The organism is Rhodococcus sp. PvR099, from assembly GCF_017833315.1.
Taxonomy (GTDB): Bacteria; Actinomycetota; Actinomycetes; order Mycobacteriales; family Mycobacteriaceae; genus Rhodococcus_G; species Rhodococcus_G oryzae.
Map to the genome: position 1 here is coordinate 3,190,781 of NZ_JAFIBV010000001.1, position 20,737 is coordinate 3,211,517.

At 68.7% G+C, this 20,737-nt stretch carries 19 protein-coding genes and 1 pseudogene; 12 read left to right on the forward strand and 8 right to left on the reverse strand.

The features are described 5' to 3' along the window. Positions 1–12 precede the first annotated feature (12 nt). The 6 genes from JOE46_RS14540 to JOE46_RS14565 all read left to right on the forward strand — a co-directional run bounded on the left by JOE46_RS14540 (position 13) and on the right by JOE46_RS14565 (position 6,307). Positions 13–1,566 carry a FadD3 family acyl-CoA ligase gene (locus JOE46_RS14540; RefSeq protein WP_209927655.1) on the forward strand — a complete coding sequence of 518 codons (1,554 nt, stop codon included), beginning with the start codon at positions 13–15 and terminating at the stop codon, positions 1,564–1,566. Beyond that, complete coding sequence (locus JOE46_RS14545) at positions 1,563–2,441, forward strand: enoyl-CoA hydratase (RefSeq protein ID WP_097214292.1); 879 nt, start codon at positions 1,563–1,565, stop codon at positions 2,439–2,441. The genes JOE46_RS14540 and JOE46_RS14545 overlap by 4 nt, the downstream gene beginning before the upstream one ends. Beyond that, complete coding sequence (locus JOE46_RS14550) at positions 2,441–3,604, forward strand: acyl-CoA dehydrogenase family protein (RefSeq protein WP_209927656.1); 1,164 nt, start codon at positions 2,441–2,443, stop codon at positions 3,602–3,604. The genes JOE46_RS14545 and JOE46_RS14550 overlap by 1 nt, the downstream gene beginning before the upstream one ends. Next, positions 3,601–4,557 (forward strand): acyl-CoA dehydrogenase family protein, encoded by a 957-nt coding sequence (locus tag JOE46_RS14555; RefSeq protein WP_097214290.1) that lies wholly within the window; start codon positions 3,601–3,603, stop codon positions 4,555–4,557. Before JOE46_RS14550 ends, JOE46_RS14555 begins: the two co-directional genes overlap by 4 nt. Continuing rightward, a complete protein-coding gene (locus JOE46_RS14560; RefSeq protein ID WP_209927658.1) occupies positions 4,554–5,684 on the forward strand; it encodes an acyl-CoA dehydrogenase family protein in 1,131 nt (376 codons plus the stop codon). The genes JOE46_RS14555 and JOE46_RS14560 overlap by 4 nt, the downstream gene beginning before the upstream one ends. A 116-nt stretch (positions 5,685–5,800) precedes the next feature. After that, positions 5,801–6,307 (forward strand): nuclear transport factor 2 family protein, encoded by a 507-nt coding sequence (locus JOE46_RS14565; RefSeq protein WP_097214288.1) that lies wholly within the window; start codon positions 5,801–5,803, stop codon positions 6,305–6,307. A gap of 26 nt (positions 6,308–6,333) precedes the next feature. Here JOE46_RS14565 and JOE46_RS14570 read toward each other — a convergent pair whose 3' ends face one another. Further along, on the reverse strand, positions 6,334–7,506 hold the full coding sequence (locus JOE46_RS14570; protein WP_097214287.1) for a cytochrome P450: 1,173 nt from the start codon (positions 7,504–7,506) through the stop codon (positions 6,334–6,336). A gap of 135 nt (positions 7,507–7,641) precedes the next feature. Between JOE46_RS14570 and JOE46_RS14575 the strand changes: the two genes are divergently transcribed. Together JOE46_RS14575 and JOE46_RS14580 are read left to right on the forward strand one after the other, a co-directional pair. Beyond that, entirely contained in the window at positions 7,642–8,487 is an 846-nt protein-coding gene (locus tag JOE46_RS14575) for an SDR family oxidoreductase (RefSeq protein WP_373560302.1), read from the forward strand. Positions 8,488–8,534: 47 nt separating this feature from the next. Continuing rightward, positions 8,535–9,230, forward strand: coding sequence for an acetoacetate decarboxylase family protein (locus JOE46_RS14580; RefSeq protein WP_209929114.1), 696 nt, complete (start codon positions 8,535–8,537; stop codon positions 9,228–9,230). Positions 9,231–9,260: 30 nt separating this feature from the next. On the opposite strand, the pseudogene JOE46_RS27115 reads toward JOE46_RS14580, so the two are convergent. Then, positions 9,261–10,529: pseudogene (locus JOE46_RS27115) on the reverse strand (MFS transporter). Between the two features lie 107 nt (positions 10,530–10,636). On the opposite strand from JOE46_RS27115, the gene JOE46_RS14595 reads away from it, so the two are divergent. Further along, positions 10,637–11,143: a MarR family winged helix-turn-helix transcriptional regulator gene (locus JOE46_RS14595; protein WP_097214285.1), complete on the forward strand. Its 507-nt coding sequence runs from the start codon at positions 10,637–10,639 to the stop codon at positions 11,141–11,143. Positions 11,144–11,284: 141 nt separating this feature from the next. Beyond that, positions 11,285–13,342 carry a neutral/alkaline ceramidase gene (locus tag JOE46_RS14600; RefSeq protein ID WP_209927663.1) on the forward strand — a complete coding sequence of 686 codons (2,058 nt, stop codon included), beginning with the start codon at positions 11,285–11,287 and terminating at the stop codon, positions 13,340–13,342. An 87-nt stretch (positions 13,343–13,429) separates the two neighbouring features. Here the strand turns inward: JOE46_RS14600 and hsaB are convergent, their stop codons facing one another. The 4 genes from hsaB to hsaA are packed head-to-tail and all read right to left on the reverse strand — an operon-like array spanning position 13,430 to position 16,978. After that, positions 13,430–14,011 carry a 3-hydroxy-9,10-secoandrosta-1,3,5(10)-triene-9,17-dione monooxygenase reductase subunit gene (gene hsaB, locus JOE46_RS14605; RefSeq protein WP_097214283.1) on the reverse strand — a complete coding sequence of 194 codons (582 nt, stop codon included), beginning with the start codon at positions 14,009–14,011 and terminating at the stop codon, positions 13,430–13,432. Then, positions 14,011–14,910 (reverse strand): iron-dependent extradiol dioxygenase HsaC, encoded by a 900-nt coding sequence (hsaC, locus tag JOE46_RS14610; RefSeq protein ID WP_077042921.1) that lies wholly within the window; start codon positions 14,908–14,910, stop codon positions 14,011–14,013. The genes hsaB and hsaC overlap by 1 nt, the downstream gene beginning before the upstream one ends. Then, positions 14,910–15,791, reverse strand: coding sequence for a 4,5:9,10-diseco-3-hydroxy-5,9,17-trioxoandrosta-1(10),2-diene-4-oate hydrolase (hsaD, locus tag JOE46_RS14615; protein ID WP_077042922.1), 882 nt, complete (start codon positions 15,789–15,791; stop codon positions 14,910–14,912). The genes hsaC and hsaD overlap by 1 nt, the downstream gene beginning before the upstream one ends. An 11-nt stretch (positions 15,792–15,802) precedes the next feature. After that, positions 15,803–16,978, reverse strand: coding sequence for a 3-hydroxy-9,10-secoandrosta-1,3,5(10)-triene-9,17-dione monooxygenase oxygenase subunit (gene hsaA / locus JOE46_RS14620; RefSeq protein WP_209927665.1), 1,176 nt, complete (start codon positions 16,976–16,978; stop codon positions 15,803–15,805). Positions 16,979–17,177: 199 nt separating this feature from the next. Here hsaA and JOE46_RS14625 point away from each other — a divergent pair, with 199 nt between their 5' ends. Both JOE46_RS14625 and JOE46_RS14630 read left to right on the forward strand, forming a co-directional pair. After that, a complete protein-coding gene (locus tag JOE46_RS14625; protein WP_077042923.1) occupies positions 17,178–18,359 on the forward strand; it encodes a Rieske 2Fe-2S domain-containing protein in 1,182 nt (393 codons plus the stop codon). A 1-nt stretch (position 18,360) separates the two neighbouring features. Beyond that, a complete protein-coding gene (locus JOE46_RS14630; RefSeq protein ID WP_097214281.1) occupies positions 18,361–18,693 on the forward strand; it encodes a hypothetical protein in 333 nt (110 codons plus the stop codon). 67 nt (positions 18,694–18,760) lie between these two features. Here the strand turns inward: JOE46_RS14630 and dmpG are convergent, their stop codons facing one another. Together dmpG and JOE46_RS14640 are read right to left on the reverse strand one after the other, a co-directional pair. Further along, positions 18,761–19,828 (reverse strand): 4-hydroxy-2-oxovalerate aldolase, encoded by a 1,068-nt coding sequence (gene dmpG / locus JOE46_RS14635; protein WP_209929116.1) that lies wholly within the window; start codon positions 19,826–19,828, stop codon positions 18,761–18,763. A 5-nt stretch (positions 19,829–19,833) separates the two neighbouring features. Next, on the reverse strand, positions 19,834–20,736 hold the full coding sequence (locus tag JOE46_RS14640) for an acetaldehyde dehydrogenase (acetylating) (RefSeq protein WP_209927667.1): 903 nt from the start codon (positions 20,734–20,736) through the stop codon (positions 19,834–19,836). Position 20,737 lies beyond the last annotated feature (1 nt).

Below are 20,737 nucleotides of genomic sequence, written 5' to 3' on the forward strand. Positions count from 1 at the left end.
TAGAGGAGTCCAGTGACCAGTGATGTGAATACCACCCCCGCGGCCCTCGCGAGGGCGGCTCGCGAGTTCGGGGACGCCGAGGCCATCGCCGACGGCGAGACCCATCTCAGCTACTCCGACCTCCTCGACCGCGTGCGCACGGTGGCACGGGCACTGATCGCGCGCGGGATCGAGCCCGGCGACCGCGTCGCGCTCTGGGCCCCGAACACCTATCACTGGGTCATCGCCGCCCTCGCCACGCACTACGCCGGCGCGGTGTTGGTCCCGATCAACACCCGCTACACCGGCACCGAGGCGCTGGACCTGGTGATCCGGACGAAGGCGAGGGCCCTGTTCGTCGTCGGCCCGTTCCTCAAGACCGACCGCTGGGCCGACCTGTCCCGCGCAGCCGGGCCGGGCGACCTCGACGTGCTGGACACCGTCATCCGGATCCCCTTCGACGAGGCGGCGCCGACCGAGGGCGTCATCGAGTGGCAGCAGCTGGACGACCTCGCCTCGTCGGTGCCCGCCGAGCAGGCGGATGCCCGCGCCCGGGCCGTCGATCCGGACGACATCGCCGACATCCTGTTCACCTCGGGCACCACCGGCAAGAGCAAGGGCGTGCTGAGCGCGCACCGGCAGACGGTGGGCATCGCGGACGCGTGGGCAACATGCGCCGAGGTCACCAGCGCCGATGCCGAGTTGCTCATCAACCCCTTCTTCCACACCTTCGGCTACAAGGCCGGGATCATGGTGTGTGTCCTGCGCGGCGCCACCATCGTCCCGATGGCGCTGTTCGACGTCCCCAAGGTCGCCGCGAAGATCGCCGAGGCCCGGGTCAGCGTCCTGCCGGGCGCCCCGACCATCCACCAGTCGATCCTCGACCTGCCCACCCGCGACGAGTACGACCTGTCGAGCCTGCGGATCGCCGTCACCGGTGCCGCCGCGGTCCCGGTGCGGCTGGTCGAACGGATGCAGTCCGAACTGGGCTTCGACGCCGTGCTCACCGCCTACGGGCAGACCGAGGCCGTCGTGGTGACCATGTGCCGCACCGATGACGACCCGGTCACCGTCTCGACCACCTCCGGGCGCGCCATCCCCGGCATGGAGGTCCGGATCGGCGACAACGGCGAGATCCTGGTCCGCGGCGAGAACGTCATGCTCGGCTACCTCGACGACCCGGAGGCCACCGCGGCGACCATCGACAAGGACGGCTGGCTGCACACCGGCGACGTCGGCGTCATGGACGAGCGCGGCTACATCGACATCACCGACCGGCTCAAGGACATGTACATCTCGGGCGGCTTCAACGTCTATCCCGCCGAGATCGAGAACGCCCTCGCCCGGATCGACGCGGTCGCCGAGTCGGCCGTCATCGGGGTGTCCGACGAGCGGATGGGCGAGGTCGGCCGCGCCTATGTCGTCGCGAAGCCCGGTCGCACCATCACGGCCGAGGAGGTCCTCGCGTACTGCAAGGAGCACCTGGCCAACTTCAAGATCCCGCGCTCGGTCGTCGTCGTCGGGTCGCTGCCGCGCAACCCGTCCGGCAAGGTCCTCAAGAACGATCTCCGGGAGGGCAAGTCGTGAGCGTTCCCGACGAGGGTGAGGTCGTCACCTACGAGGTCCGCGGCAAGGTCGCGGTCGTCACGATGAACCGGCCGAAGTTCCGCAACGCGCAGAACTCCGTGATGACCTACGCGCTGGACGCCGCCTTCCAGCGCGCCGTCGAGGACCCCGAGGTGAGCGCGATCGTGTTGGCCGGCAACGGCGACCACTTCAGCGCAGGGCACGACATCGGGACCGTCGGACGCGACCACCACGTGTCCTACGACAACAAGGCCGTCATGTGGTGGGACCACGTCGACCGCGAGGGCGGCGACCAGCGGTTCGCCCGCGAGATGGAGGTCTACCTCGGCATGTGCCGGCGGTGGCGCGAGCTGCCGAAGCCGACCATCGCCATGGTGCACGGCGCCTGCATCGCCGGTGGCCTGATGCTGTCCTGGGTGTGCGACCTCATCGTGGCCTCCGACGACGCCTTCTTCGCGGACCCTGTTGTCCGGATGGGCATTCCGGGCGTCGAGTACTTCGCGCACCCGTGGGTGCTCGGGGTGCGCGGGGCCAAGGAGATCCTGTTCACCGGCGACCGCTTCTCCGCGCAGCGCGCCTACGAGTGGGGCATGGTCAGCCGGGTGGTTCCGCGTGAGGACCTCGAGGCCACCGCGATGGACCTGGCCGACCGGATCGCGACCATGCCGCAGTTCGGACTCGCGCTGACCAAGAAGGCCGTCAACCAGTGCGAGGACCTGATGGGTGTGCGGGCCGGCATGGACTCGGTCTTCGGTCTGCACCACTTCGCGCACGCACACAACGCCGAAATCGGCAAGGGGCCCCTGGGCGGTATGGACGCCACAGCAATGAAGCGCGGCGCAGCCGCGGCGATGAAGAAGGCTGGAGAAGAATAGTGGATCTCGAATTCGACGACGCCACAGTCGCATTCCGCGACGAAGTGCGCGCGTTCCTCAAGGCGAACGTCCCCGCCGAGCCGCTGCCGCACATGGACACGGCGGAGGGCTTCGAGGCGCACCGGCAGTGGGAGCGCACCCTCGCCGACGCCCGCCTGTCGGTGGTGTCCTGGCCGGCCGAGTACGGCGGCCGCGACGCCACCCTCGAGCAGTGGGTCATCTTCGAGGAGGAGTACTACCGCTCCGGCGCACCCGGCCGGGTCAGCCAGAACGGCATCTTCCTGCTGGCCCCCACGCTCTTCGAGCACGCCAAGCCCGAGCAGCTGGCACGGATCATGCCGCGGATGGCACGCGCCGACGACATCTGGGCCCAGGCCTGGTCCGAGCCCGAGTCCGGCTCCGACCTGGCCAGCCTGCGCGCCACCGCCACCAAGGTCGACGGTGGCTGGCTGCTCAACGGTCAGAAGACCTGGAGCTCCCGCGCCGCGTTCGCGGACTGGGGATTCGGCCTGTTCCGCTCCGACCCGGAGGCCCAGCGCCACAAGGGCATCACGTACTACATGTTCGACCTGCGGTCGAAGGGCGTCACCGTGCGTCCGATCGACCAGCTCGACGGCCTGCCGGGCTTCGCCGAGGTGTTCCTCGAGGACGTCTTCGTGCCCGACGACCCGGCGAACCCCGCGGAGTCCGGCGTGATCGGCGCCGTCAACGAGGGCTGGCGGGTCGCGATGAGCACCGCGAGCAACGAGCGCGGCCTGTCGCTGCGCTCCCCCGGCCGCTTCCTCGCCGCCACCGACCGGCTCGTGCAGCTGTGGAAGACGAACGGCGACCAGTCCGACACCGAGCTGCGCGACCGGGTCGTCGACGCGTGGATCGGATCGCGCGCCTACGAGCTGAGCACGTGGGGCACCGTCACCCGGCTGGCCGGCGGCGGCCAGCTCGGCGCCGAGTCCTCCATCAACAAGGTGTTCTGGTCCGAGTGGGACGTGGCAACCCACGAGACCGCGCTCGACCTGCTCGGCCCCGAGGCCGAGCTCGCCGACACCGCGTGGATGGACGGCTACCTGTTCTCCCTCTCCGGTCCGATCTACGCCGGCACCAACGAGATCCAGAAGAATGTCATCGCCGAGCGGCTGCTCGGCCTACCTAAGGCGGACCGATGAGATTCGCACTCGACTCCTCGCACACCGACTTCGCGGACAGCATCGACTCGCTGCTCGCCAAGTCCGACATGCCCGCCGTGATCCGGTCCTGGAACGCGGGTGACACCGCGCCCGGCCTCAAGGTGTGGCAGCGCCTGGCGGAGACCGGCGTCAACGGCCTGATCATCGACGAGGCGCACGACGGCCTCGGCGCCGACGCCATCGACCTGGTCGTCGCGGTCGAGCAGCTGGGCAGGCACGCCGTGCCGGGTCCGGTCGCCGAGACCATCGCCGTCGCACCGGTGCTGCTCGCAGGCGCGGCGCCGGACCGCCTGTCCGCGCTCGCCGAGGGCGCGCTGGCCACCGTCGCGGCCCCGCCGCGGGTGCCGTTCGCCGTCGACGCGAACGCCGTCGAGCTGACCCTGCTCGTGCAGGGCGACTCGGTGTCCACCGCCACAGTCGGCGACCAGCACGGCTCCGTCGACCAGGCCAGGAAGCTGTTCTCCGTCACCGCCGCCGAGACACTCGGCGACGCGGACGTCGAGCGCGCCTTCGACATGGGCGCGCTCGCCACCGCAGCCCAGCTGCTCGGCCTCGGCCGCACCATGCTCGAGGTCAGCACCGAATACGCCAAGCAGCGCAAGCAGTTCGGCAAGGCCATCGGCAGCCAGCAGTCGATCAAGCACCACCTGGCGAACGTCGCCATCGGCCTCGAGATGGCGCGACCGCTGCTGCACGGCGCGGCGCTGTCCGTCCGCGACGGCTCGGCCGACGCCCGCCGCGACATCTCGGCGGCCAAGGTCGCGTGTGGCGACGCCGCGTACCGCGCATCGCGGATCGCGCTGCAGGTGCACGGCGCCATCGGGTACACCCAGGAACACGACCTGTCCCTGTGGCTGACCAAGACCCGGGCCCTGCTGACCGCGTGGGGCACCCCGTCTGTGCACCGCGCCCGAGTGATGGAGTCGCTGTGAGCCAGGTTGCCGCGGTAGGCGCATTCGACGAGGAGCAGCTCGAGCTCCGCAAGACCGTGCGGGCGCTGCTCGCCAAGCATTCCGATCCCGGTGCGGTCCGCCGCGCCGCGGAGACCGAGCAGGGCTACGACGCCGCGCTGTGGGAGATGCTCTGCCAGCAGGTCGGCGTCGCCGCGCTCGCGATCCCCGAGGAGTTCGGCGGCATCGGCGCATCCGCGATCGAGACGCACCTGGTGCTCGAGGAACTCGGCCGCACGCTCGCCCCGACACCGATGCTCGGTTCGGTGGTGCTCGGCGCGCAGGCGATCCTGGCCAGCGGCGACACCGAGGCCTGCGAGCGACTGCTGCCCGGGATCGCGGAGGGCACCGCCGTCGCGGCGCTGTGCTGGACCGGCGCCGACGGCAGCTGGGACACCGAGTCGGTCGACGTGACGGCCACGGCGGCCGGTGACGGGCACTCGCTCACCGGCGCGAGCCACTTCGTGCTGGACGGGTCGATCGCGGACGTGCTCGTCGTCGCCGCCGCGATCGACGGCGCCGTGGCGCTGTTCGAGGTCGATCCCGCGCAGGAGTCGGTCAGCCGCCGCAGGCTGCCCGCGATGGACCCGACCCGGACCCTGTCGGTCGTGGAGTTCGACGGCGCCTCGGCCCGTCTGCTCACCGCCGACGGCTCGGCGGCCCTGGAGCGGGTGCGCGAGATCGCCTGCGTCGCACTGTCCGCGGAGCAGATCGGTGCGGCCGCGCAGTCGCTGGACCTCACCGTCGAGTACAGCAAGTCCCGCGTGCAGTTCGGTCGTCCGATCGGCAGCTTCCAGGCCCTCAAGCACCGGATGGCGGACCTGTACTTCCTGGTGGAGACGGCCCGTTCGGCGTCCTACGGCGCGGTCCGCTCGCTCGTCGACGGAGCGCCCACCGCGGCGACGGACGCCGCGGTCGCGAAGGTGTACTGCTCGGAGGCCCTGCAGTCGGTCGCGGCGGACAGCATCCAGCTGCACGGCGGCATCGCGATCACCTGGGAGCACGACGCCCAGCTGTACTTCAAGCGCGCACACGGCAGCGCCCAGCTCTTCGGCCAGCCGCGGGGGTACCTGAAGTCGCTGGAGTCGGCCGCGGGCCTGCCCGCCTGATCCCGTTGCACTGAGCTCGAAGGCCGGCCCGGATTCCCCGGGCCGGCCTTCTGCATGTCGGGACGAGATCGACCGAATTCCGAACCCCGCGCGATCGACTGTGAGAAGCTCCGCGAATGGCCCCCCGATCGCTCGAAGACCTCAGCTCGCTCGAGGACCTCCGGCAGCTCAAGTACCGGTACTTCCGCGCGCTGGACCTGAAACGGTGGGACGAGTTCGCGGACACCCTCGCCGAGGACATCGTCGCGCACTACGGCACGCATGCGCTCGCCGAACCGCTCGTCTTCCAGGGCCGCGACGCCGTCGCCGGGTTCATGCGCGACGCGCTCGGCCCGGCGATCACGACCGTGCACATCGCCAACCATCCGGAGATCTCGGTCGACGGATCGGACGCGTCCGGCTCGTGGAACTTCGAGGACACGGTGATCGTGCCTGCCGCAAACAGGCTGATCCGCGGTGCCGGCTATTACACCGACCGGTACCACCGCGACGACGACGGGAGCTGGCGGATCGCGGAGACATCGTACGAGCGGATCTACGAGTCGATCATCTCCCTCGACGACGTCCCGAGCTTCCAGTTCCTCTCGCACATGTGGGCCACTCCCCCGGCGGCGACCTCCTGATCCTGGGCCGGCTCATCGACCGCCGGCTACCAGCGGACCGGCATCTTCTCGAGGCCGGTCACGAAGTTCGCCGGTCGGCGCGGTAGCGGCAGGTCGCTCGCCAGTTCCATGTTCGGGATCCGCTCGAGCAGCCGCTCGAACATCAGCCTGCCCTCGAGCCGGGCGAGCTGGTTGCCCAGGCAGAAGTGCGACCCGAAACCGAAGGCCACGTGCGGATTCGGATTCCGGGACGCGTCGAACCGTGCCGGATTCTCGAACACCGACTCGTCGAAATTCGCGGACTCGAACAGCAGCAGCATCTTCTCGCCCGCGCGCAGCCGCGTGCCGTGGAACTCCACGTCGCGGGTCACGGTGCGGCACATGTTCTTCACCGGTGACACCCAGCGCACCATCTCCTCGAGCGCCTGCGGGATCAGGGACCGGTCGGCGACGAGCTGGTCCCGCTGCTCGGGGTGGCGCATCAGCTGCTCCATGCCGCCGCTGAGCACGTGCCGCGTGGTCTCGTCGCCGCCGACCAGGATCAGCAGGGTCTCGGCCACGATGTCCTCTTCCGTGAGCCGGCGGCCGTCGATCTCGGCATGCACCAGCACGCTGGTCAGGTCCTCGGTCGGTTCGCGGCGGCGCTGTTCGATCGTGCGCATGGTGAACTCGACGAAGGACACGTACGCCGCCATCATCTTCGACAGCATCTCCTCGGAGGCGTTGCTGCCCTGGGCCTCGACCAGGTCGTCGCTCCACTGCAGGAACATCTCCCGCTCCTGCGGCCGCACACCCAGCATGTCGCCGATCACCGCCATCGGCAGCGGCGCGGCGAGATCGCGGACGAAGTCGCACTCGCCCCTGTCGATCACCGCGTCGATCAGCTCGTCGCAGATCCGTCCGATGCCGCCGATCTTGGCCTCGACCTGCCTGCGGGTGAAGCCGGCGTTGACCAGCTTGCGACGGTGCAGATGCTCCGGGTCGTCCATGTCGATCATGTGCGGCAGCGGCCCCACCTCCGGCCGGATCCCCCCGGCGTTGGAGAACAGGTCTGCGTCCCGCTCGGCGTCGATCACCGCGGCATAGCTCGCGGCGCCCGCCGTGCCGTCCCTGTCCCGGAACACCGGCTCGTGTGCACGCATCCAGGTGTAGGCGTCCCTCGGGTCGCCGCGTTCACCCGCATAGAACCGTCCATCCACCAGATCGATGTCGGGTCGCATGCCGTCAACTCCCTCGCTCAGCCGTTCTCCGAACCTGCTCGCACCGGGTGAATCGAGCCTATTCCTGCTGGCGGGATTGCATATCCAAATCGCCCCGGCGGTGGTAGAACAGGTTGCACAACGGAGGGAGTCGCGGTGGACGCGATCGGTACGGGAGCTGTGCGGGGCAAGTCGATCCTGGTGACGGGAGGCGGCAGCGGAATCGGCCTCGGCGTCGCCTCCCTGCTGGCCGGTTCCGGCGCCCACGTGACCATCTGCGGACGCACCGAGGAGAAGTTGATCAAGGCCGCCGCGTCGGTCACGCCCGCGCACGACGGGTCGATCACCCATCACGCCGCCGATGTCACCGACGAGGACGCGGTGGTCGAAGCGGTCGCGGCCGCCGCGGCGGTGACCGGACGCCTCGACGGGGTGGTGGCCTGCGCGGGCGGCAACGAGACCATCGCCCCGGTCACCCAGATCGACGTCGATGCCTGGCGCCGCACCGTGGAGCTCAACATCACCGGCACGATGCTCACGCTCAAGCACTCCGCCCGCGAGCTGGTCCGCGGCGGGGGCGGATCGTTCGTCGCGATCTCCTCCATCGCGAGCAGCAACACCCACCGCTGGTTCGGCGCGTACGGCGTCTCGAAGTCCGGCGTCGACCACCTCGTCCAGCTCGGCGCCGATGAGCTGGGTGCCAGCAACGTCCGGGTCAACTGCATCCGGCCCGGGCTCACCCGCACCGATCTGGTCGCCCTGATCACCGAGGGCGGGCCGCTGCTCGAGGACTACCAGGCCTGCACTCCCCTGCCCCGCATCGGGGAGCCGGAGGACATCGCGGCGCTGGCGCGGTTCCTGCTCGGCGACGAGTCCACCTGGATCACCGGCCAGATCATCAACGTCGACGGCGGCCAGATGCTGCGGCGCGGACCCGATTTCAGCTCGATGCTCGAGCAGGTCTACGGCGTCGACGGCCTGCGCGGCGTGGTGACGCAGTGACCTCCCACGGCGCCACCTCCCACGACGTTCTCGGCAAGCGCGTCGAGATGCCGGTGCAGATCCGGCAGGCGACGGCGTTCATGGCCATGTACTCGGTCCCGACCGCCCCGGCGCAGGCGCTGATCGATCACACCGGGCTGGAGATCCTCCGGTATCGCCCCGGTCGCGGACTGTGCGTGCTGGTGTTCGTCGACTACGTGGACGGAGACCTGGGCCCCTACAACGAGTTCGGTGTCTGCTTCATGGTCCGCAGCCATCGCGACACCGGCAAGTCCTCCGTCGTCTCGGATCTCCGGTCGTTGGCGACGGGCGGGGCGGGTGCGCTGATCCATCAGCTGCCCGTCGACGGCGAGTTCACGATGGCCGCCGGTCGCGGCATCTGGGGATTCCCCAAGGTGCTGGCGGATTTCGACTCCGATCACGCGAGCCCGGCCAAGCGGGCGTCGGTCAGCCAGGACGGCAAGCTCATAGCAGAACTGCGCATCAAACCGGGCGTCACGGTGCCCGGTTCTGGGGCGGGCGCCGCGGTGGCGGCCTACTCGCACCTCGACGGCGTCACCAGGCACACCCAGTGGGAGATGAACCCGTCCGGCGTCCGCTCCCGGCTCGGTGGTGCGGACCTGACGTTGGGCACCCATCCCATCGCCGACGAGCTGCGCTCGCTCGGCCTACCGCGCCGTGCCCTGCTCACCTCGTCGATTCCGGATCTGAAGATGACCTTCGGGGACGCGCGGGTGGTGTGAACACCCACCGACCGGCGCTCCGGACGTCGGTCAGCCCAGGACGATCAGGGCCGCGATCGCAGGGCCGAAGGCCCCGCCGAGCTGGTAGCAGAGGTTGAACAGACCGATCGTGGTGGGGCGCTGGGACTCCGGCGCGGCAGCGGTCGCATAGACCGCCAGCGTGGCCTGACCGCCGGTGGTGGCGAAGACCGCCAGGGTGGCCGCCACCAGCAGCAGCGGCGCCCACGGGGTCATGACCGCGGTCAGCGGGGCCAACGCCCCGACGGCGATCAGGACGGCGAGAACCCGGGAACGGCCGATCCGCACCGCGGCGGCGGCCAGCACCAGAGACAGCGCGGAGCCGATCAGCAAGGCCACCAGCTGCCCGACACCGATTGCGGCCGTTGACCATTCGGTCCGCTCCCGCAGCAGCTGCGGGATCGTGAACAGCAGCGTGAAGTACGACGTAGCGAGTGCGCACGCGAGGAGGGTCGAGGCGACGAACGCCGGGCTGCGCAGCAGCGCTGCGGGAACGAAGCCGTCGGGGCGACTGCGGATATGGGCCGCGAGCACGGCGCCCATCACGATCGCGGCGGCGACCGCAGGTGCCGGGTAGCGGGGCACGAGGACCAGGGCGGACGCCGTACACACGAGCAGGGCAGCGCCCCGGCCATCGAAGGGCACGGTGGCGGCGGGGACGACGGCCGGGCTGCGCCGGATCACCGCCGGGACGGCCAGCAGCGCGACGAGCGAGATCGCAAGCGCCGCGCGCCAGGATGCCGCCTCGGCGATCTACGAGCCGACCAGCGGCCCCACCGCGCCGAGGATGCCGAAGCCGGCGGTGATCGCCCCCATCCGACGGGCGGTGCCCGCGAGGGTCATCGCGACGGTCGCCAGACCCGCGCCACCGACCGCCTGGGCCGCACGGCCGGCCATCGCCAGCGGCAGCCAGGGCGCTACGGCGACGAGCAGGGTGCCTGCCACGATCAGGGTGCTCCCCACCGCGAGCGTCAGGCGGGTTCCACGACGGCGCAGCAGGGTCGCCATCAGCGGGGTGCCGATCGCCATCGCCCAGGCGAAGACGGTGACGAGCCAGGTCACCGTCGCAGTTCGGACCCCGAACGAATCGGCCATCGCCGGAAGGATCAGGACCGGACTGTTGGCGCTGGCCGCGATCGGGCTCGCCAGCAGGGCAAGCCAGAGCGCTGAGATCTGTTGCGGCCCAGCGGCGCGGGACTCGGTGGGCAGTACGCGGGCGAGCTGTGTCATGACCGGCTCCTGGGTTCGAGGGCGGGCGCTTTCGGGTGGTCGCGACGACATCACCGTCGATATCGCTCAACCTTGATTCTCTTAACGTTGAGATAAAAACAGACAGCCCTCTCGACGTCAAGTATCTTGATGTTGAGATAAATCTTGAGGGGAGCGATATGAGCGACGCGGTGGACGCGATCCTCGAACAGTGGGCGACCGAGCGCCCCGACCTGGTCGAGGACTTCTGGCCGGTCCAACTGCTCGCGCGAGCCCAGCGACTGACGCGCCTGGTGGACAAATCGGCCAAGGTCACCGCCGCCCAGCACGGCCTCGAGGCAGGCGAGTTCGACGTCCTCGTCACCCTGCAGCGATCGGGGCCCCCATACGCGCTCACGGCAGGCGCCTTCATCAAGGCGTCGATGGTGACCTCCGGCGCGATCACCAACCGCACCGACCGCATGGAGGCCAAGGGGCTGGTCGAGCGCGTGCGCGACGGCGACGACCGGCGCACCGTCAAGATCCGCCTCACCGAGCGCGGGCAGGAGCTGGGTCGCGCCGTGATCGTCGACCACTTCGCGAACTACGCGCGGCTGTTGGCCGACGTCGATCGCGGGGTCGTCGACGAGACCGCCGACGGACTTCGGCGCGTCCTCGAGGCGCTCGGCGACACCTCCATCGAGTGATCCGAATCGGCCCTCACCGCATGGCGATCTGACCCCACCCGGACAAGTCCGGCAAAGGGTATTGCCAACGGGGCCGCGGTGGTGTGTGCTGTCTTCTGGACACTTGACCAACACGGTGCCCGATTCCCCGAAAGGATCCCAGTGGTCTCGATCAGTCGACGCAGCGTGCTCGCGGGAGCCGCTGCCACTCCGGCGCTGGCCGCCCTCGGCGCGGGCCGCACCACCGCAGCGGCGCCGCGCACCACCGAGCTCGCGCGAACCGCGCCCGCCAAGGGCGGCTTCCGCGTCGGCGTCGGCCTGTCCGACATGACCGGACCCGTCGCCGAGAACGGGATGATGGGCTACTCGAGTTTCGAGCAGCGCGCGGAGGGGCTCCACCAGCGAACCCGCGTGCGCGCCTACGTATTCGCCGGCGCGGACGACTCCAGGGTGGTCTTCGTCTGCGCCGACACCTGCATGATCTTCCAGGCCGTGCACGACGCCGTCCTCGTCCGGCTCAGCCAGAAGTACGGCAACCTCTACACCGAACGCAACGTCATGCTCACGGCCGTGCACTCACATGCCGCCTGTGGCGGCGCCTCACAGGACTACGCGTACAGCCTGGCCACTCTCGGCTTCCAGCCGCTGGTCTTCAACGCCGAGGTCGACGGCCTCGTCGAGGCGATCAGCGCCGCCCACGACAACCTGGCGCCCGGCACCGTCGCGTTCGGTCACAGCGAACTCACCGACGCAAGCGTGAACCGCTCCCGGGTCGCGTTCGACCGGAATCCACAGAGCGACAAGGACTACTACCCCCTCGGCATCGACACCCACATGCGGGTGCTTCGCGTCAGCCAAGGCGATGACAACGTCGGCGCCATCGGCTGGTTCCCCACCCACGGCGCCTCGCTGACCGAAGAGAACAAGCTCATCTCCGGCGACAACAAGGGCGCCGCCGCATACTTCTGGGAGCACGACGTCGCCGGGGTGCGCTATCTCGACGGCAAGCCCAGCTTTGTCGCCTCGTTCCCGCAGACGAACACCGGCGACATGTCGCCGAACCTCGACCTCGAGCCCGGAAAAGGTCCGACGGACGACGAATTCGAGAACACCCGGCTGATCGGTGAGCGACAGCTGGCCGCCGCCCGCACCGCCTTCAAGTCGGCCGAAACGATCTCCTCCACCGTCGTGGACAGCCGAATCATGTACCTCGACATGGCAAACCAGCTCGTCGACGGTCGCTACACGACCAACGGTCAGCCGCAACGCACCTCCCCCGCGTGCGTCGGAGCGGCGATGGCGGCGGGCAGCACCGAGGACGGCCCGGCCATCCCGATCTTCCCGGAAGGCACCCGCAACCCCGTCATCGACGCCCTCGGCGGAATCGACACCAAGACCCCGCAGTGGTTGGCCGACGCGCAGGCCCCGAAGATGGTCCTCGTCCCCGTCGGTCTGCTGCCGCCCGACGGGTGGGTCCCGCACGTGCTCAAGATCCAGATCATCCGGATCGGCGACCTCTATGTGGTCGGTGGACCCGCGGAGTTCACCATCGTCTCAGGCCTGCGCGTCCGGCGGACCGTGGCCAAGGAGCTCGGCGTGCCGCTCGAGAAGGTGATCTTCCAGGGCTACGCCAACGCCTACTCGAGCTACTGCACCACGCCGGAGGAGTACGACTCCCAGCAGTACGAGGGCGGGTCGACACTGTTCGGTCGCAACACACTTCCCGCCTACCAGCAGGGCTACGCGCAGCTCGCGATCGCCATGCGCGACGGTGCCGAGGTCCCGCGCGGACCCGCGCCCCGCGACCTGTCCGGGTTCCAGCCGAGCTTCGGGCCGGACGTCCCTGCGGACGCGCCGATGCCGGGCCGCCAGTTCGGTGACGTACTTGTCCAGCCGGCCGCCAAGGCCGCGACGGGAACCCAAGTGGCCGTAGAGTTCTCCACCGGGCACCCGAAGAACAACCTGCACCGCCGCGGCACCTTCTTCGAGGTCCAGCGGCTCGACGGCGGACGATGGGTGCGCCACGCGGACGACGGCGACTGGTCCACCAAGTACCACTGGCGCCGTGAGGGTTCGAACGCCTCGGTCGCGCGTATCACCTGGGACGTGCCGGAGGGCACGCCCGCCGGTCGCTACCGGATCCAGCACTTCGGCGACCAGAAGAGCCGCGAAGGCAAGATCTCCGAGTTCACCGGCACCTCGGCCGAGTTCGAGGTCTGAGCCGGTCGACGCTCGGGGGCCTGAACCCGAAAACGACTGAAGGGCACCTCCCCTCAGAGGTGCCCTTCAGTCGTCTTCGGTGTTGCTCTACAGCCAGGTGTCCTCGGTGGTCGCGGTGAGGAACGCCTCGAGGTCGTCGCGCCAGGGCGCAGGGACCGTCTTGTCCGGCTCGATGCCGGTGTACTGCCCACGGTAGAACAGCAGCGGACGCTCGGTCTTGATCTCACTCATCGAGTGCACCCGACCGAACACCACGAAGTGGTCGCCGCCGTCGTGCACGGTCTCCACCGTGCAGTCGATGTGCGCGAGCGACCTGTCGATGATCGGAGATCCGAGAGGCGAGGCCTCCCAGCCGATTCCGGCGAACTTGTCCGGTTCGCGAGATCCGAACCGGGCACACACCGCCTGCTGCTCCTCCGCGAGCACATTGACGCAGAACTTGCCGCTGCGCTCGATCGCCGCCCAGGACCGCGACGCCTTGGTCGGGCAGAACAGCACCAGCGGCGGATCCAGCGACAGCGCCGCGAACGACTGGCACGCGAAGCCGACCGGCTCGCCGTCGTCGATCGTCGTGATGATCGTGACGCCGGTGCAGAACTGACCGAGCACGGTACGGAACTGACGCGGATCGATCTCCGCGCCAGTCGCCGACTCCTGAGGCGCCGTCACTACTTCATTCCCACCGTGAAGTCGTGACCCCACAGGCTCACCGCGGTGCTCTCCCGAGCGATCCAGCTTTCATCCTCGACTTCGAGCCCCTCGCAACCGAATTCGATGTCAAAGCCGCCCGGCGTCTTCATGTAGAACGAGAGCATCAGGTCGTTGACGTGCCTGCCGAGGCTGGCCGACATCTTGACCTTCTTGCGCATCGCGCGATCCAGGCAGAGTCCGACGTCGTCGGAGTTCTCCACCTCGACCATCAGGTGCACGATGCCGGTCGGGTTCGGCATCGGCAGGAACGCCAGGCTGTGATGGCGCGGGTTGCAGCCGAGGAAGCGGAGCCAGGCCGGCTCGCCGTCGGCGGGCCGCCCGACCATCTGCGGAGGCAGCCGCATCGAGTCGCGCAACTTGAACCCGAGCACGTCGCGGTAGAACCGCAACGACGCCTGGTCGTCGTCCGTGGTGAGCACGACGTGTCCGAGACCCTGCTCGCCGGTGACGAACTTGTGTCCGTACGGGCTCACGATCCGGCGGTGCTCGAGGGCCGCGCCGTGGAACACCTCGAGCGTGTTGCCCGAGGTGTCCTCGAAGACGATCAGCTCGGCGACCCGACGGTCCGCGATCTGGTCGGCAGTGCCCTCCTTGAAGGGCACGCCTGCCGCGGACAGGCTGTCCCGGATCTCCTGCAGCTCGGCCGCATTGGCCGTCTCCCAGCCGGAGACCATCAGGCGGTCGCGCTCACCCGGCACGATCACCAGGCGGGCCGGGAAGTCGTCCATCCGGAGGTAGAGCGAGTTGGCGTCGGTGCCCTTGCCCTCGATCATGCCGAGGACCTTCAGGCCGTACTCGCGCCAGGCCGCCATGTCGGTGGCCTCGATGCGCATGTACGCCAGCGAACGAATACCCATCAGTTACCTCCGTCGAGAAGGAAATCGCTTGCCAGACGGTTGAACTCGTCGAACTTCTCGAGCTGCGCCCAGTGGCCGCAGCCACCGAACACGTGCAGCTGCGCGCGCGGGATCATCTTCGTCGCCACCAGGGCGCCGTCGAGCGGGTTGACCCGGTCCTCGCGGCCCCAGATCAGCAACACCCGCTGGCGCAGCTTGTGCGCGTCGCGCCAGAGCATGCCCTTCTCGAAGTCGGCGCTGGCGAAGGACTTGCCCATCGCCTTCGCGGCCGCCAACGACTCGGGGGTGCTGGCCGCGGCGAACCGCTCCTCGACCAGCTCCGGGGTGATGAGCGACTGGTCGAACACCATGATCCGCAGGAACGCCTCGAGGTTGTCCCGCGTCGGCTGGAAGCTGAACTTGCCGAGGTTCTTGACGCCCTCGGTCGGGTCGGGCGAGAACAGGTTGACGCTCAGCCCGCCGGGGCCCATCAGCACCAGCCGGCCGGCACGATCCGGGAAGTCGAGCGCGAACCGCACGGCCGCGCCGCCACCGAGCGAGTTGCCGAGCAGGTGCACCCGCCCGGTGATCTCGAGGGTGTCGAGCAGGTCCTTGAGCGCGGAGGAGCTGTGCACGAAGTACTGCGGGTGCTCGGTCGGCTTGTCCGAGAGCCCGTAGCCGGGCTGGTCCACCGCGAGCACGTGGAACTTCTCGGCCAGCACGGGGATGTTCTTGGAGAAGTTCGACCAGGAGGAGGCGCCGGGTCCGCCTCCGTGCAGCAGCACGATCGTCGGGCCGTTGCCGACGCCCGCCTCGTGGTAGTGCAGCTTGAGGTCCGGACGGACCTGGGCGAACTTCGAGGTCGACTCGTAGGTGATCTCGGCCTGTTCTGTCGTCGTCACGATGCCCCGCCTCAGACCATCGTGTCCGTGAGCGGCAGACCGAACTCGGCGCCACCGAACATGACGTAGGCGCGCTCGGCATCGTTGGCGGCGTGCACGCGGCCTGCGTGCGCGTCGCGCCAGAAGCGCTGGATCGGAGTGCCGTTCGCGAGAGCGGTCGCACCGGAGTTCTCGAAGAGCAGGTCGATGGAGGCGATGGCGCGGCCGGTGGCGCGCACCTGGTCGCGGCGGGCCCGCAGGCGCAGCTCGATCGGTACCTCCTCGCCGGCCAGCAGCAGCGCGTACTCGTCGGCGACGTTGCCGGAGAGCTGGCGCCAGGCGGCATCGATGTCGCTGGAGGCCTCGGCGATCCGGACCTTGGCGAACGGGTCGTCCTTGGCCTTCTCGCCTGCATAGGCCGCGCGGACGCGCTTGCCCTGGTGCTCGACGTGGGCGTCGTAGGCGCCGTACGCCATGCCGACGATCGGGGTCGAGATGGTGGTGGGGTGGATGGTGCCCCACGGCATCTTGTAGACCGGCGCGGTGTTCTGCGCGAGGCCCGGCGCGGTGAGATCGCTCATCGCCTTGAAGCTGAGGAAGCGGTGCCGCGGCACGAACACGTCCTTGACGACGATCGTGTTGCTGCCGGTGCCGCGCAGGCCGACCACGTTCCACACGTCGTCGATCTGGTAGTCCTCGCGGGGGATCAGGAAGCTGCCGAAGTCGACCGGGCGGCCGTCCTTGATCACCGGTCCGCCGACGACAACCCAGTTGGCGTGGTCACAGCCCGAGGACCAGGCCCACGCGCCGTTGACCTTGTAGCCGCCGTCGACGACCTCGCCCGCACCCATCGGCGCGTACGACGAGGAGATCCGCACGTCGGTGTCCTGGCCCCACACGTCCTCCTGCGCCTGCTGATCGAACAGCGCGAGGTGCCAGTTGTGGACGCCGATGATGCCGGAGACCCAGCCGGTGGACCCACACGCGCTCGCGATGTTGCGGACAGCGGTGTAGAAGGTGACGGGATCAGCCTCGAAGCCGCCCCACTGCGCCGGCTGCAGGAGTCGGAAGAAGCCGGCCTCCTGGAGCCCCTTGATCGAGTCGTCGGGAATGCGACGCAGATCCTCGGTCTCCTGTGCGCGCTCGCGCAGGGTCGGCAGAAGCTCGTTCAGCTTCTCGATCACCGCGCGGCTGTCGTGCTCACCCACTGGTACTCCCTCATGTGTCGTGCGTCTCGGTGCTTCACTTTCACCTGAGACTAGAACACGTTCCCATTCGTGTCGAGCAGAATGGGTTCCACTGGGACGAAAGTCCCTGACTGCGACTACTAGCGCCAATATCTAGCAAAACTGGCACAAGTTCTATAACGTGTTCTAGTACAAGAACGAAGGGATGTGAGGGGCAAAGATGACGCAGAGTAGCGGCGCATCCGGCAAGGGCATTCGCGAGATCGACGTGGGAGCCAACCCGACGCGATTCGCCCGCGGGTGGCATTGCATCGGCCTGGAGAGCGAGTTCCTGGACGGCAAGCCGCACGCGGTCGAGGCGTTCGGCACCAAGCTCGTCGTCTTTGCCGACAGCCAGAACAAGCTGCAGGTGCTCGACGCGTACTGCCGGCACATGGGCGGCGACCTGAGCGAGGGCAGCATCAAGGGCGACTCCGTCGCCTGCCCGTTCCACGACTGGCGCTGGGGCGGCAACGGCAAGTGCACGGGCATCCCTTACGCCCGTCGCGTCCCGCCGTTGGCACGCACCCGCAAGTGGATCACGCTCCAGGAGAACAAGCAGCTGTTCGTCTGGAACGACCCCGAGGGCAACCCGCCTCCGGAGGGCGTGACGATCCCGCACCTGCCCGAGGTGTTCACCGACGAGTGGACCGACTGGCGCTGGAACCGGATCCTCGTCGAGGGCTCGAACTGCCGCGAGATCGTCGACAACGTGGTGGACATGGCGCACTTCTTCTACGTGCACTTCGGGTTCCCGAAGTACTTCAAGAACGTCTTCGAGGGCCACGTCGCCACCCAGTACCTGCAGAACCACGGCCGTCCGGACGTGCAGAGCATGGGCACCCAGTACGGCGAGTCCGTGCTGGACTCGGAGGCCTCGTACTTCGGCCCGTCGTACATGATCAACTGGCTGCACAACGACTACAGCGGGTACAAGGCAGAGAGCATCCTGATCAACTGCCACTACCCGGTCACGCAGGACTCGTTCGTGCTGATGTACGGCGTGAGTGTGCAGAAGCCCAAGGGCCTCGACGACGCCACCACCGAGAAGATCTCGCGCAAGTTCACCGAGGGTGTTGCGATGGGCTTCGAGCAGGACGTCGCGATCTGGAAGAGCAAGAGCAAGATCGACAACCCGCTGCTCTGCGAGGAAGACGGCCCCGTTTACCAGCTCCGCCGCTGGTACGACCAGTTCTATGTCGACGTCGCCGATGTCGAGGAGAAGCAGACGCAGCGCTTCGAGTTCGAGATCGACACCACCAAGGCCGTCGAGGCCTGGCAGCGTGAGGTCGAGGAGAACCTGGCCCGCCAGGCGGAGGAGAAGGCAGCGGCGGAGGCCGCCGACAACAAGACGGGAGTGTGAGATGACCTCGACCTGGGCCAAGGCCCCTGACTTCGCCGACAGCCCGGCCCGGGTCGAGGCCGTCCGCGCACAGACCGCCATCGACCTGCAGACCTACCTCGAGGACGGACTGCAGGAGGTGGAGTGCCGCGCCTGCGGCACCTGCGTCCTCGTTCGAAAGAACAGCTTCAAGCACACCAGCATCCAGTGGCAGGCCGATCCGGCGCAGGCGTGCCCGGAGTTCACCAGGTCCGGTGGGCGTACCGGGTCCCAGCAGACCTGCCCGCGGCTGCTGAGCAGCATCGAACACGCGGTCATGGAGGGCATCCTCGAGGTGCGCGACACCGACGCGTAGCGAACGCCGAACATGAAGGGGCGCGCATCCATCCGGATGCGCGCCCCTTTTTCCGTATCCGGGACTCTCAGCCGGCGGCGGCTTCCCGCTGCAGCTCGAGCGCGATGTCGATCAGCTGGTCCTCCTGCCCGCCGACCAGCTTGCGCTTGCCCGCACGCACCAGCAGCTCGGCGGGCGAGACGCCGTACCGCTCGGCCTGACGCTCGGCGTGCTTGAGGAAGCTGGAGTAGACCCCCGCGTACCCCATCATCAGGGCCTGCCGGTCGAGCAGGCACTCGGCGGGCATCGCCGGACGGACGACGTCTTCCGCGGCGTCGGCGATCGAGAAGAAGTCGATGCCGGTCTTGATGCCGATCTTGTCGCAGACACCGACGAACGCCTCGACCGGCGCGTTGCCCGCGCCCGCACCGAAGCGGCGGGTGCTGCCATCGATCTGCTTGGCGCCCGCGCGCACCGCGGCGATCGAGTTCGCGACACCGAGGCCGAGGTTCTCGTGGCCGTGGAAGCCGACCTGGGCGTCGTTGCCGAGCTCCGACACCAGCGCCTCGATGCGCTCGGACACCTGCTCCAACACGAGTGCGCCCGCGGAGTCGACCACGTACACGCACTGGCAGCCGGCATCGGCCATGATCCGAGCCTGCTGCGCGAGATTCTCCGGGGTGCTCGAGTGCGCCATCATCAGGAAGCCGACGGTCTCGAGGCCGCGCTCGCGGGCCAGGCCGAAGTGCTGGATCGCTACGTCCGCCTCCGTGCAGTGGGTGGCGATGCGGCAGATCGAGGCCCCGTTGCCCTGCGCCTCGCTGATGTCCTCCTTGATACCCAGTCCGGGCAGCATCAGGAAGGCGATCTTGGCCCGCTTCGCGGTGTCCACCGCGATCTTGATCAGTTCCTGCTCGGGGGTCTTGGAGAAGCCGTAGTTGAACGAGGACCCGCCGAGGCCGTCGCCGTGGGTGACCTCGATGACCGGCACGCCGGACGCGTCGAGTGCGCCGACGATCGCCCGCACCTCGTCACCGGTGAACTGGTGCCGCTTGTGGTGCGAGCCGTCCCGCAACGAGGTGTCGGTGACCCGAACGTCCCACGCCGAGTCGAAATGAACGGTGCTGTCGATCACGCCTTTCGATGTCACTGCCATGTCACTCACGCCCTCACGGTGAGAAGCTTCTGGGCGATCTCCTCGCCCACCTTGGTTGCCGCCGCCGTCATGATGTCGAGGTTGCCCGCGTACGGCGGCAGGAAGTCGCCTGCGCCCTCGACCTCGACGAAGGTCGTCACGGTCGCATAGCCGCCAGACACCACGCTCGGCTCGTTGAACTGCGGCTCGTTAAGCAGACGGTATCCGGGCACGTACTGCTGGATGTCCGCCACCACGCGGTGGATGGAGTCGGTGATCGCGGCATGGTCCGCTTCCTCGGGGATGGCGCAGAAGATGGTGTCGCGCATGATCATCGGCGGATCGGCCGGGTTCAGGATGATGATGGCCTTGCCCTTGCTGGCACCGCCGATGACCTCGATGCCACGGCTGGTGGTCTTGGTGAACTCGTCGATGTTGGCGCGGGTGCCCGGCCCCGCGGACAGTGACGCGACCGACGCGACGATCTCCGCGTACACGACGTCGACCACGCGGGAGACCGCGTACACGATCGGGATGGTCGCCTGGCCCCCACAGGTGATCATGTTGACGTTCGGGGCGTCGAGATGCTCGCGCAGGTTGGCGGGCGGAACGACCGCCGGGCCGATGGCCGCGGGGGTGAGGTCGATCGCGCGGATCCCCGCCTCCCGGTACCGAGGCGCGGCGTCGCGGTGCACGTAGGCCGAGGTCGCCTCGAACACCAGGTCCGGCTTCTCGGGCTGGTTCAGCAGCCAGTCGACGCCCTCCGCGGAGGTCTCGAGGCCCATCTTGCGCGCCCGCGCGAGGCCCTCGCTCTCGGGATCGATGCCGATCATCCAGCGCGGTTCGAGCCACTCGGATCGCTGCAGCTTGTAGAGGAGGTCGGTGCTGATGTTGCCCGACCCGACGATCGCAACACTTGCCTTGGTCATG